The 12,781-nt window shown below is 44.2% G+C and carries 8 protein-coding genes; 3 read left to right on the forward strand and 5 right to left on the reverse strand.

The features are described 5' to 3' along the window. The first annotated feature begins 60 nt into the window (after window positions 1–60). Window positions 61–456 (forward strand): hypothetical protein, encoded by a 396-nt coding sequence (locus L5M71_RS17745; RefSeq protein ID WP_263209185.1) that lies wholly within the window; start codon window positions 61–63, stop codon window positions 454–456. A gap of 164 nt (window positions 457–620) precedes the next feature. On the opposite strand, the gene L5M71_RS17750 is transcribed toward L5M71_RS17745, so the two are convergent. Continuing rightward, window positions 621–1,091, reverse strand: a complete 471-nt coding sequence (locus L5M71_RS17750; protein WP_263145773.1) for a GNAT family N-acetyltransferase — start codon at window positions 1,089–1,091, stop codon at window positions 621–623. A gap of 321 nt (window positions 1,092–1,412) precedes the next feature. On the opposite strand from L5M71_RS17750, the gene L5M71_RS17755 reads away from it, so the two are divergent. Next, window positions 1,413–2,426 (forward strand): D-alanine--D-alanine ligase, encoded by a 1,014-nt coding sequence (locus tag L5M71_RS17755; protein WP_168825124.1) that lies wholly within the window; start codon window positions 1,413–1,415, stop codon window positions 2,424–2,426. A gap of 202 nt (window positions 2,427–2,628) precedes the next feature. Here L5M71_RS17755 and L5M71_RS17760 read toward each other — a convergent pair whose 3' ends face one another. From L5M71_RS17760 to L5M71_RS17775, 4 genes are all read right to left on the reverse strand, one after another. Then, window positions 2,629–4,893 (reverse strand): EAL domain-containing protein, encoded by a 2,265-nt coding sequence (locus L5M71_RS17760; RefSeq protein ID WP_263209187.1) that lies wholly within the window; start codon window positions 4,891–4,893, stop codon window positions 2,629–2,631. A gap of 148 nt (window positions 4,894–5,041) precedes the next feature. Then, window positions 5,042–6,256, reverse strand: a complete 1,215-nt coding sequence (locus L5M71_RS17765) for an RsmB/NOP family class I SAM-dependent RNA methyltransferase (protein ID WP_113939628.1) — start codon at window positions 6,254–6,256, stop codon at window positions 5,042–5,044. 143 nt (window positions 6,257–6,399) lie between these two features. After that, the gene (locus L5M71_RS17770; RefSeq protein ID WP_263209189.1) at window positions 6,400–7,671 is read right to left on the reverse strand and encodes a sugar MFS transporter; all 1,272 of its coding nucleotides are present in this window, start codon (window positions 7,669–7,671) and stop codon (window positions 6,400–6,402) included. A 141-nt stretch (window positions 7,672–7,812) separates the two neighbouring features. After that, window positions 7,813–9,435: an alpha-glucosidase family protein gene (locus L5M71_RS17775; protein WP_263209191.1), complete on the reverse strand. Its 1,623-nt coding sequence runs from the start codon at window positions 9,433–9,435 to the stop codon at window positions 7,813–7,815. Window positions 9,436–9,930: 495 nt separating this feature from the next. Between L5M71_RS17775 and L5M71_RS17780 the strand changes: the two genes are divergently transcribed. After that, complete coding sequence (locus L5M71_RS17780) at window positions 9,931–12,753, forward strand: TonB-dependent receptor (protein ID WP_263209194.1); 2,823 nt, start codon at window positions 9,931–9,933, stop codon at window positions 12,751–12,753. The last annotated feature ends 28 nt before the right edge of the window (window positions 12,754–12,781 follow it).

Consider the following 12,781-nt stretch of genomic DNA (forward strand, 5'->3'; position numbering starts at 1 on the left):
ACTACATTTTAAGATATGACTTTTAGATTTACTCTAACCATGAAACTAAGGATTTAAACATTGATTAAAAAGGACATTATTATACTTAAGGATCTACAAGCCGTTATTGCCTTGTTTGACGCCATAGCACCAGATGCCGCTTTACCTAAACGTTATTATGAAAAAACCCGCTATATCCAGTGGTCAGTATTTAAAGACATGCAGGTATATGCACTCGACTTTGAGCCCTATTTAACGATTAGCCAGCGTTGTAATATGACGTATTTTGGCATACATCAAAGTACGCGACGTTTATACCTAGCACAGTGTAATGATGCTGGACACGCACCGCGCTGGGAAGCGAGACCAGTGACCTTAGCGCAACTGATGGATGTAGAGTTAATGGTAAATTTACATAAAAATCATGCCTATAACTTAGGGCTAAACATCTGTTTTGATCTGAACTACTTACTCTGAGCTTTGGTATTAATGTACAAATTCGGATGACTAAATATCGGCTGTGGGCCAGGCAATATCAGTTGCTAAAATCAATTTGAAATTATCAATGTCACCCGCAACGTTTTTCCGGTACCCGAAGGCACAAGGACAACGGATCTGTTTATGCTCGCTCGAGCCAAGAATTAGCCGTTTTGTTCGCTCAACACTAAGCTGTAGCGAAAGGACGTTTTGGTAAACCCTATACTTTCATAGTATTGCTGTGTGGCAATGCGCTGCATCGATGTAGTGAGTTCGAGTAACTGGCAATTCTCTTGCTTTCCCCTTTCTTTCGCAAAGGCAATCAACTGAGAGCCAACGCCCTGACCCCGCATGTCGGCATCCACCACAATTGCGGTTATACGACAGATACGACTCAAGGCGGGGAAATAATCAAAGAACATCAAGGCCATCACAGCGACAACTTGCATGTCACCCTGCGCATTATGTTGCTCATACACCAGTAATTCATCACTGCGGCACAAAGAATCATGCTGATATTGGCTTAACGTCTGGGCTAAAGCAGCATGGGGCAAAGAATAACCGAGTTGCTCAAGTAATACCTGCACACTATCTGTATCCTGTAAGCGGGCTAACCGAATGTTTTTATTCACCATGAGATACCATGCTGTAATCTGCCTAAAGTCAATGTCACTCGTACTGGGTTGCACAGTTTAGATGACGGTGACGAAGCAATAGTCCAACGACATTGCCATCTCACGCCACAAAAATCAAAATAAACCCGACAAAGGCACTACCCCATATTTGCAATGCGATGTAATGCGTTAAAATTCACCACTTAATAGCCATCAGTCAGCAAAACCTTGCACTCATAGGGGCAAGAAAACTAAGATGACAGCGGCTGTACTATAGGATGATATTCGTATTGCCACAGGCCGATGTCATCCGATTTTGCTCACTTTGAGGAATCACTCACAATGTCTAAGATCAACCTGCTTTTGCTGTGCGGCGGCGGAAGTGCCGAACACGATATTTCACTCATGTCGGCCAATTATTTTGAAACCTCACTGGCAAAATCCGAGCAGTTTTGTGTATTGCGAGTCGAACTGGATAAATTTGGTCAATACCGCACCGCTGCGGGTGATGATTGTGAACTGACCAATAGCCGTGAAATTCGCTTCCGCGATGAGAGCAAAGCCCCATGGCCGGTCGATTACGTCATTCCCTGCATTCATGGCTATCCCGGCGAAACAGGTGACATTCAATCCTATTTTAACCTAATCCAACTGCCCTATTTTGGCTGTGAGTCCGAGGCTAGCAGTAACTGCTTTAATAAGATCACCGCTAAAATGTGGTTCTCGGCCTTAGGTATTCCGAATACTCCGTATATTTTTCTAAACCAATTCGATGATGCAGCAATAGAGCAAACCCAAGCCGCATTAGCACTATGGGGATCCATCTTCGTCAAAGCGGCCTCACAGGGTTCCTCTGTTGGTTGTTATAAAGTCGATGACAGCGATAAAGTCGCTGGCGTGCTTAAAGATGCTTTCGGCTATGCGCCCTATGTTATCGTTGAAAAAACCATTAAAGCCCGTGAGTTAGAAGTCGCAGTATACGAGTACAACGGTGAAGTGGTGGCGACAGTACCAGGTGAAATCATCTGTGATACCAACACCTTCTACACCTTCGATGAGAAATACGCCAAAAACAGTAAAGCACGCACCGATGTGGTGGCACAGCATGTGTCAGCTGAGATCAGTGAACAAATCCGCGCCTATGCAATCAAGGCTTTTAAAGGTATGAAATTGCGTCACCTGTCGCGCATCGACTTTTTCTTAACCGCGGACAATGAAATTTTACTAAATGAAATCAATACCTTCCCAGGTTCCACGCCGATTTCTATGTTCCCCAAAATGCTGCAGAATCACGGTCATGACTTTACTGAATACTTGAGTCTAGTGATTAACAGCCAGATAACCGCTAAATCTTAGCGCTCGCCACCTGACTCAATGTGAACGCAGAGACTCAGTACAGCACCTGTTTCCAGTAATAAAAAGAGCGCCTCGGCGCTCTTTTTATTACATTTCAATGCATTATATCTAAAACTTGAATTCTTACCTTACATCTAAACCCAATATTAAAATCAGACTGTCACTGATTAAGCCGCCCTCACATCTAGGTCAAACATCAAGGTTAAACGTCAAAACCCTTATGTAGCTCAGCTTGCTTTGCCAACAGGGCAAAGAATGCAGCTTTGGGCATAGGCTTATAAAATAAATAGCCTTGAATTTCTTGAATATGATTTGCCATTACAAATTTTAGCTGGGACTCAGTTTCTACCCCTTCTGCCGTCACAGTTAAATCTAACGCATGGCTTAAACGCACTATGGCCTCCACCAACGCTTCGTGACGTTTGCCTTCATCTAATCTGTCGATAAAGCTCTTATCGATTTTAATTTGATCGATAGGGAAATTAGCTAAATAAGATAGAGATGAGTAACCCGTCCCAAAGTCATCCAAGGAAATTTTAATCCCTTTAACTCGCAAACCATTAAGTACATCAATAAGATACGTATGCTGCTTCATCAGCAAAGATTCAGTGATCTCAAGGGTTAATCTGTCATAGGGGAAATCTGTCACCTCAAGTTGCTCGGTAATCGCAGCAAAGGACTCCACAAAGGCATCTTGTAGTTCATGGGACCAAAACTCAAAGGTCGAGACATTCACCGATAAATTAATGGGCCAATTTCGCTCATGCATCTCTAAAATAGTCTGCATAGCACCAAGGCGAACATCTCGACCAATATCAACAATTAAACCACTGTTCTCAGCGATGGGAATAAATTCATCGGGTGGAATAAACGTTCCCTCATGCTGCCAGCGCAGCAGCACTTCAGCACGGACAATCAGTCCAGTGGTCGCATTGACTATGGGTTGGTAATAAAGCTCGAAGGTATGCTGATCTAATGCCTGCTTAAGCTGATTATGAAGGCTAGCAACACGCTCGGCATTTAGCTGCATTTGTTCAGTAAAAAAATGATATCGGTTGCGACCATTTGCCTTAGAAATATACATGGCCTGATCGGCACAATTTAACAACTGTTCAAGATCGAGGGCATCTTCAGGAAAACGTGCAATCCCTATACTTACCGAGCTATAAACGCCTTTTCCATCGGCTAGCACATAATGTTTTGCCACATTTTTGTTAATTGTATCAGCAATTTGTGCCAACTCTTTCTGGTTAACAACCCCAGGTAATAGCAAGGCAAACTCATCCCCTCCTAAGCGTGCAAACACCATAGTGTCATCGACACACTCGCTGATCTGTTTAACCACTTGCACTAACAGTGCATCACCTTTGTCATGGCCATGGGTGTCGTTGACTTGCTTAAAGTTATCTAAATCCATCAACATAAAACTAAAGCCGGGTGTCAAACTATCGGAGGTAATTAACGCTTGGATCTGCTTGAATAACGCATTGCGGTTAGCAAGTCCGGTAAGAGAGTCATTATTGGCCTGATACTTAATCAGCTGCGCCGCTTTCTTACGTTCACTAATGTCTGAAAATAGCCATGCAAAACAGGGTTGCTGACCATTGGACTCTCGGAAGGTTGTGACGATAAGGTCAAGATAAAACTCCTCGCCATTTCCCCTAAGACCCACCAACTCACCCTGCCACATTCTGTCCTGAGCTAAATGCTCAAATAACCCCACTAATTCATTAGATTGGGATGATGCTAAAAAAATCTTAGGATGAAAATTAGCGATATCAGTATCTTGAGGGATAACTATATGTCTGAACGCAGGATTAGCATAGAGAACTGCATCGTCAGAATTGGAAATAACCAGAGCAAGGGGTAGTCGGTCAAAAATTTTCACAGCTAAATGCTGAAATTCCATTGCACGACTGCGTTCAATGGCTAAACTCGCCAGTCTTGCCGCCTCTGAAATGAGTTCTAAATCCTGCTCTGTCGGTGACTTTATCGTATCATAATACATGGCAAATGTGCCTAGCACTTTACCATGAGTATCTTTGATAGGTTCTGACCAGCAAGATTTAAGACCTGCACGCAATGGCAGTTCTTTATAATTAACCCAGTAAGGATGTTGGGCGATATCTTCAACGATGACACGCTGCGCATAATAGGCTGCCGTGCCACAAGAACCCACGTTGGGGCCAATTTCGACACCATTAATGGCTTGATTGTAACTGTTGGGTAAATTGGGGGCCGCACCTAATAACAAACGTTTACCGTCAACACTGAGCAGTAACACAGACCCTCTGGTTCCTACTTTTTGAGCTTCGATTTTTAAGACTAAGGCGTGCAAGATTTCATGTAGCGGTGCGCCATTGAGCAGCATAGAAAGAATACTGCTATAACAAGCTATGCTGACATTGTGGGCGAGTTTAACGTCTGCATGATCGAGCAGATCTGGAAGGTTAACGCCGTACGCCATAATTTCCTTAAGAGCAAAGTTGCAATATAAATACTGATTAACAATGTTAAATATTTATAACTTATAAGAAATTCTAGGCACTAATGTTAATTAAGTAAACCCTTTACCTGCGAGGTAAAAGGTTTACTTTAGTCTAAAAAGCAATGCTTTATTCTTGAATACGTTCAAGTTTGGCAAGGTAAAAGCCATCAAAGCCGCTATCGGCTGGGCTGATACTTTCATCCTCAATCAGGCGAAAGTTGGGGTTCTCGGCTAAAAACGCATCCACTTGACCGCGGTTCTCGCAAGGGAAGATAGAACAAGTCGCATAGACGACTATGCCACCGACTTTGACCATGCGGCTATAACTGTTCAAAATGTGTTTTTGCAGTTCCATTAACACGGGTAAACGCTCTACGGTATCACGCCATTTTGCATCGGGATTACGCTTTAATACACCCAAACCAGAGCAAGGCACATCAAGCAATACTCTATCGGCACTGAGCTTTAAGCGTTTAATGGTTTTACTGCTGGCGATAACACGGGTTTCGACATTGTGTGCCCCATTACGACGGGCACGCTCTTTGAGTTTGTCGAGTTTCCATTGCTCCACATCCATGGCCAACAAGCGTCCTTTACCCTGCATTTGCGCAGCTATGTGTAAGGTTTTACCGCCCGCACCCGCGCAAGCATCAATAACTTTCATGCCTGGCTTAGCATCAAGCGCCGCAGCTACGCGCTGAGAGCCCGCATCCTGCTGCTCGAATAAGCCATCTTTAAAGCTTTGGGTACGGAACAAGGCTGAATCGGAGGTCACTTCAAGGGCTGAATCGACCCCATCAACACAGAGCGTGCTCACAAACTCGGCGGCAAGCTTAGCGGCCAGTTCATCACGATTCACCTTAAGGCCGTTAGCGCGTAAAAAACGTTTCGGCGCAGTACTTAACGCGGCGCGCTCTTTTTCCCAAGACTCACCTAGTTGCTCACGGCCCATAACATCGAGCCACTCAGGGCAACCGTCCCACAATACAGGCTTAGTTTTCGCTTGCTCGATACGCTCAGCTAAACGCACCTCATCAACTTGCAGCGAATATTGCATTTTAGGCAATTCAAGCCCATGGAATAAATGCCAAGCATTAAGCAATTTAGAGCCAAAACGCTCCATCTCATCTGGGCTGATTTCCGCCAGATAACAATATAAATTTAAACGACGTAGGATATCACCCGTCGTTAATGCGATACGCGCCTGCTCGGCGGGTACTAATTGCAACCCAGAAAAATGCTGAGAATAGGCCCGATCTAAGGGTTTTCCTTGGCTCAGCACCATAGTTAAGATACTGATCACTAATTCGTTCGAGCTGGCAGAAAGCGGAGAATTCAACATTTAAAAGGTCACCATGAATGATAAAACCGGAGGATCATAGGAGGTCAGGCCCTAATACGCAAGCGCGCTGGCGCCGAGTTAAGGTTAAAGCCATAAAAAAAGCGATCCTAAGATCGCTTTTTTGCCACAGTCAGTTTAATCCATTACATTTTTGAGCCTTTAGCCCCGTAGAACAGGATAAACCCATAACAAATCACGGGCAGAATAAAGGCGAGCTGAACGCCAAGATTATCCGCTAACATGCCCTGGAATAAAGGCAAAATCGCGCCGCCCACAATCGCCAAACACAGAATGCCACTGCCCTGTGAAGTGTGTGGACCTAAATCACGAAGCGCTAAGCTGAAGATCGTTGGGAACATAATCGAGTTAAATAACCCCACCCCAAGGATTGCCCACATAGCAATGCTGCCACTGGTTGTCATCGCTGCAACCACAAGTAGCGCCGCCATAAAAGCATTAAATGCAAGTACTGAGCCTGCTGGTACTTTTTGCATCACCACAGAGCCAATGAAACGTCCCACCATAGCGCCGCCCCAATAATAGGCGATGTAATGGGCGGCTTCAGCTTCTGGCATACCCGCTATATGGCTTTCACCTAAGAAGCTAACTAAAAAGCTACCGATAGACACTTCTGCGCCGACATACACGAAAATACCCACAGCGCCGAGCACTAAGTGCTTACTTTGTAAGGCACTGGTTTTGCCTAGATGGGTCTGAACTTCACCTTGAACACTTTCATCATGCTCACGGATCACAGGTAAATCTAACTTCGCAAAAATCAGCGCTAAAATTGCCAAGGCGCCAGAAAGTAACAGGTATGGCAGTTTAACCACTTCTGCTTCAGCGCTCGCTTGGGCTAAATCGCCTGATACTGAACTGGCGACAGAAAGAATTAACATAGCACCAAAAAACGGCGCAACCGTTGTGCCTAAGGCGTTGAACGCTTGCGTTAAATTCAAACGACTCGACGCAGTTTCGCGACTGCCTAAGGCATTGACATAAGGATTGGCTGCCACTTGCAGGATTGTGATGCCTGATGCCAAAACAAATAATGCACCGAGGAACAAGTTGTAAGTAGCGAGGGCCGCCGCAGGATAAAACAGCGCACAACCAATACTTGCAATCACGAGACCTGTAACAATTCCCTTTTGATAACCCAGCTTTTTCACTAAGTTACCCGCAGGGATTGAGACTAGAAAATAAGCACCGAAGAAACAAAACTGGATCAACATGGCTTGAGTATAATTCAGTGAAAACACCGCTTTAAGATGCGGGATCAGAATATCGTTCAAGCAGGTGATAAAACCCCACATAAAAAACAGTGAAGTCAATGAGATCAAGGCAAAACGATAACTGCCCGACCCATTTTCGCCAGTGCTGCTCATGTAGCTACCGGTATTAATTGATGACGCCATAGTTATTCTCTCTGTATGTTTTTATTATCAGGAACTAATTAAGGTTACATTCCCCATGGTGCCCGTGGGCGGGTTTATATCGAACTGTGAGCTTGGGATCCCGTATCTATAACACTTCAACCGAATAAAAATGAATCATTTTCACTTTAACATTGCATAAAAGCTGGTAAATGCCGAAAACTTCAGCTGATTGTGTTCTATTTGTGCGGGTTTAAGGCCGTGTCCCGTCAATATTTCACTAAATTTAAACTGTGATAAATCCAACTCAACATCGGTATCGCCTAAGTTGAATCCGACGAATATTTTGAGCTCACCTAAGGTGCGGATAAAGGCCAAGATGGGCTCGTTGGTATCCACAAATTGAATATCGCCTTCAACCAGCACTGGGTGTAATTTACGCCAAGCAAGAAAACGTCGATAACCGTTAAGCATGGAATCTGCATCTGATTCTTGTACATCCACAGCTAACGCTTGATGCTCAGGGGCGATCGGCAACCAAGGCGAAACCTCACTAAAACCGCTAAAATCGGCGCCTTGCTGCCACGGCATTGGCGTACGGCAACCATCACGGCCTTTAAACATAGGCCAGAAGGTTTTGCCAAAGGGATCTTGCAACTCATGGTATTCAATCGGCGCTTCGGTTAAACCGAGTTCTTCACCTTGATAACTACACACACTACCGCGCAGTGAACTTAGCATGGCATTGAGCATTTTGACCATGTCTGAATTCTGTTTGCCCTGCCCCCAACGGCTCGCCACGCGCTGCACATCATGATTACCGATAGCCCAACAAGGCCAGCCATCACCTATGCTCGCTTCTAACGCTTCTACAGTTTGGCGAATATAACTTGCGCTGTAATCATCAGTCAGCAGCTCAAAACTGTATGCCATATGCAGGCGATCTTCGCCCTTAGTGTAGGCTGCCATTACAGCCAAAGAATCTTCGGCAGAGACTTCGCCTAAGGTCACCGCTCCTGGATAGCGATTGATGAGCTTTCGTAAATCTTCGATAAACGCAATGGTTTGCGGACGGTCATTATTGTAGTAATGATATTGATAGGCGTAAGGGTTATCTTCACTGAAACCTCGGCCCTGACGTTTATCCTTAGGCTTTGCCGGATTATCCCTGAGCTGTTCATCGTGATAACAGAAGGTAATGGCATCTAAGCGGAAGCCATCTACCCCCTTTTTAAGCCAAAATTCAACGTTATCCAGCACAGCTTGGCGCACTTCGGGATGATGGAAATTAATATCGGGCTGACTACGCAGGAAGTTATGTAAATAGTATTGCTGTCTGCGCGGTTCCCACTCCCAAGCACAACCGCCAAAAATCGCGAGCCAGTTGTTAGGCGCTGTACCGTCTTTCTTAGGATCTGCCCATACATACCAATCCGCCTTGGGATTCGAACGGTTTTCGCGGCTCTCGATAAACCACGCATGTTGGTCCGAGGTATGACTTAATACTTGATCAATAATGACCTTAATACCTAAACCGTGGGCTTTTTCAATCAATTCATCGAAATCATGCATAGTGCCAAAAAGAGAGTCAACTTCGCGGTAATCACTGATGTCGTAGCCAAAATCTGCCATAGGAGATTTAAAGAAAGGTGAAATCCAGATGGCGTCGACATTGAGACTCGCAATGTAATCCAGCTTTATGATAATGCCGCGTAAATCCCCGACGCCGTCACCATTGGTATCTAAAAGGCTACGCGGATAAATTTGGTAAATCACAGCACCACGCCACCACGTTAACTCACTCATTGTTGCCCCTTTATCATTATTCTACAGCGAACTTTCCCTAACACACTCAAGCAAACAGTTATCGTTTTGTTACTGCAGAGTAAAGTCATCGCGGCTTATTTTGTGTTACCGAGCATACGTGAAGAGGGAAATAAGGTTCAATACACCTGCATACGTATGCAGAAGATGCAGCCAATAGTCACATGGCATCACAATGGAATTTACTTTTTATTAACAGTCACTTGATTACAAAATAAAATCATTTTATTCCCTGAGTTCACCCTCTATCACAGTCTATTCTTAACTCTGCTAGGTATTGAATACGTATGCACTCTGTTGTTCAGCTAAGAAACTCGGGAGTAGTATCTTCACCGTTGCATAACAATTTGGTCATAAACGCAGCACTTATGCAGTCAATTAAGCGCCCATATACCAAAAAAAGGCCGCAAAAATAACGCGGTGATAACGATAAAACGCTCTACAAAGCGATAAAGCGACTCCAAGGGGAAGAGAGATATGATGCGATTTAAACCCAGTTTGCTAACCTTAGCGCTCATCGCCGCAGGTGCCAGTATGCACTCCTATGCGGCAGATGAAGTGACCACAGATAAGGAAGCAAAAGCAAAAGAAGCTGCTATTGAGGTTATTGAAGTTAAAGGCTTTAGAACCAGTGTCATCAAATCACTAAATGATAAACGCTTTGGAGATACCGTCTCTGAATCGATTTCAGCAGATGATCTTGGCGCCCTTCCCGATCAGTCAATCGCTGATGCACTGACTCGCTTACCAGGCGTGACTGCAGTGCGCACTGGTGGACAAGCAAGCGGCCTCAATATTCGAGGTCTTGATGGTGATTTCGTCTTTGCAACGCTTAATGGACACGAACAAGTGACAACGGGCGGTAAACGCGCGATTGAGTTTGACCAATATCCATCCGAATTAATTAGTCAAGCCGCCGTCTATAAAACACCAAAAGCCTCGCTGATTGAAGGTGGTGTCGCCGGTACGGTAGAATTAAAAACCGCAGATCCCTTAAAAAGCGACAAAGACCAATCATTTAATATCAATGCTCGCGGCAGTTTTAATGACAGAGCGGATGAGATTTCCGATGCCGATCAATATGGCAACCGTCTTAGCTTTGCCTATCAAGGCAAATTCCTTGAAGATACACTCGGTGTGGCGCTAGGCTATGCCCATTTGTACCAACCTTATGTTGCCAGTCAATTCATTGGTTTACGTTTCAACGACGATAAAAAAGATGTCAATGGCGACGGTGCTGCCGAATCAATCAGTGAAGGTTTTGAGTTACAGCAAAAAGGCGGTGATGATACACGTGATGGTTATATGGCGGCTATCCATTGGCAACCAACAGACAATCTCAGTATAAAAAGTGATTTATTCCATTCAAAATTCACTTCCGAAAACTTTGCCCGAGGCTTTCGCGTTAAGTCATTAAAAAACGGTACTATTAGTGATGCGGTTGTCGAAAATGGTTCTATGACAGGCGGAACGGTATCAACTGATGGTACTGATAACTTTGCCGTTTTTGTTATCAATGATAACGACTCAAAATATTCAGAACTGACATCAGGCTCAGTCAATATTGAGTGGAACAATGGCGGCGCATTAACTGTCGCAGGTGATGTGAGCTATTCAAAAGCCGATGGTGAGTTCGTCAACGGCGGCACTCGTGCAGTTTTATATGATGATATAGGTAATGAAGTACGCTCAGCCGAATCAATTAATTATCAACTACATGGTTTAAGCCCAGCCGATGTCAGTTTTTCAAACGACTATACCAATACCGCGACCTTGGGTTTAAAAGAAGTGGGTATGTGGCCATACGATCAACAAAATGATCTTGTCGCCTACAAGTTAGACTTTAACTATGCATTAGATTCTGGTTTCTTAACTTCAATTGATTTTGGTCTGCGCTACTCAGAACGTGAGTTTAATGCGCAACGTTCACAAGCCGGTTATGGTTTTGAATTTGGTAAAAACCCAACTAACCAGCCGGTGCTTCAAATGAACACTGACATGACAAATGTCGTCAACTTTGGCGGTGAATTATCAGGCTACCCTAACTTCCTTTCCGTTGATTTCAACAAAGCCATTGAGCTGGTTAACGCGCAGTTAGCGGCAACAGGACAATCCCCTTTCACCCCGACAGCAAATTGGTCTAATAACTGGACCATGATCCAAAGCGGTTCGGTCAATGAAGATGTATTAGCTGGCTATGTCCAAGGTAATCTCGAGTTTGACTTAGGCGATATGAAAGTCACGGGTAACGTGGGCGTGCGTGTTGTTCAAACAGATCAAAGCAGTAAAGGTCTACAACAAGTTGGCTATGGTCTAGGTGAAGCGATTACTGATGAACTTGGCGTGATCAGTACCGATTATATCCGTAACGAGATAGGTAAAACCTATACCGATTATTTACCGTCACTCAACTTAACTTTCCACCTCACTGAAAATGATCAACTGCGCTTTGCTGCAGCCTCTGTGATGTCACGTCCTCCAATCGACAAGCTAAAGTCAGGCATGGGATCTTGGTATGACGATTCTGCTACTCCGGGATACAAAAAGTACAATGCTTGGGGTAACACCAGTCCTCTACTCGATCCGTTCTATGCCGATCAATACGACTTATCTTACGAGCACTATTTTGAAGATTCTGAAGGTGCGGTTGTCGTAGCCTTGTTCTACAAAGATATTAAATCCTTTATCAACAATTTTACAATCCAACCATTTGATTTTGAAGGTAATGGATTTATCGTCCCCGATACTATTATCGATAATGGTGTTGAATTCCCAGTAGTAAAAGATGAAGGTCAATATCAAACTGCAATCAACAACGACAATGGCGGCTACATTCGTGGTGTTGAGTTAGGTTATACCCAAGTCTTTGATTTCCTACCATCGCCACTCAGCGGTCTTGGCTTCACTGGCAGCTACTCGTATTCAGACAGTGAAGTGGAATTTACCACAGATTTAAGTGGTTCAAACTTAACCATTCCATTACCAGGTTTATCAGAAAGCGTACTCAACACCACCTTGTTCTATACTCTGGACGGTTTCGATACTCGCGTCAGCATGAGATATCGTAGCAGCTATGTTTCAGAACAAGTGGCAGTTGAATCACAACTTGCTTTCTTCGATGCCGAAACGATTGTGGATTATCAAGCTTCATACGCTCTGGAAAATGGACTTAAGTTCTTATTCCAAATTAATAACTTAACTGATGAACCGAACAAAACCTATTTTGGTGAAGAACATCAGACAGGAACAATCCAATACTTCGGTAGACAGTACTTCCTAGGGTTAAGTTACTCTTTATAAACTACCCCAAATAAAGCCTGCTTCAATT

Source organism: Shewanella sp. SW1, assembly GCF_025653545.1.
Classification (GTDB): domain Bacteria; phylum Pseudomonadota; class Gammaproteobacteria; order Enterobacterales; family Shewanellaceae; genus Shewanella; species Shewanella oncorhynchi.

Excerpts from the sequence above, each read along its gene's own strand:
- L5M71_RS17750 (WP_263145773.1), bottom strand. The coding sequence starts at position 1,091 with ATGGTGAATAAAAACATTCGGTTAGCCCGCTTACAGGATACAGATAGT.
- L5M71_RS17755 (WP_168825124.1), top strand. The coding sequence starts at position 1,413 with ATGTCTAAGATCAACCTGCTTTTGCTGTGCGGCGGCGGAAGTGCCGAA.
- L5M71_RS17760 (WP_263209187.1), bottom strand. The coding sequence starts at position 4,893 with ATGGCGTACGGCGTTAACCTTCCAGATCTGCTCGATCATGCAGACGTT.
- L5M71_RS17765 (WP_113939628.1), bottom strand. The coding sequence starts at position 6,256 with ATGTTGAATTCTCCGCTTTCTGCCAGCTCGAACGAATTAGTGATCAGT.
- L5M71_RS17770 (WP_263209189.1), bottom strand. The coding sequence starts at position 7,671 with ATGGCGTCATCAATTAATACCGGTAGCTACATGAGCAGCACTGGCGAA.
- L5M71_RS17775 (WP_263209191.1), bottom strand. The coding sequence starts at position 9,435 with ATGAGTGAGTTAACGTGGTGGCGTGGTGCTGTGATTTACCAAATTTAT.
- L5M71_RS17780 (WP_263209194.1), top strand. The coding sequence starts at position 9,931 with ATGATGCGATTTAAACCCAGTTTGCTAACCTTAGCGCTCATCGCCGCA.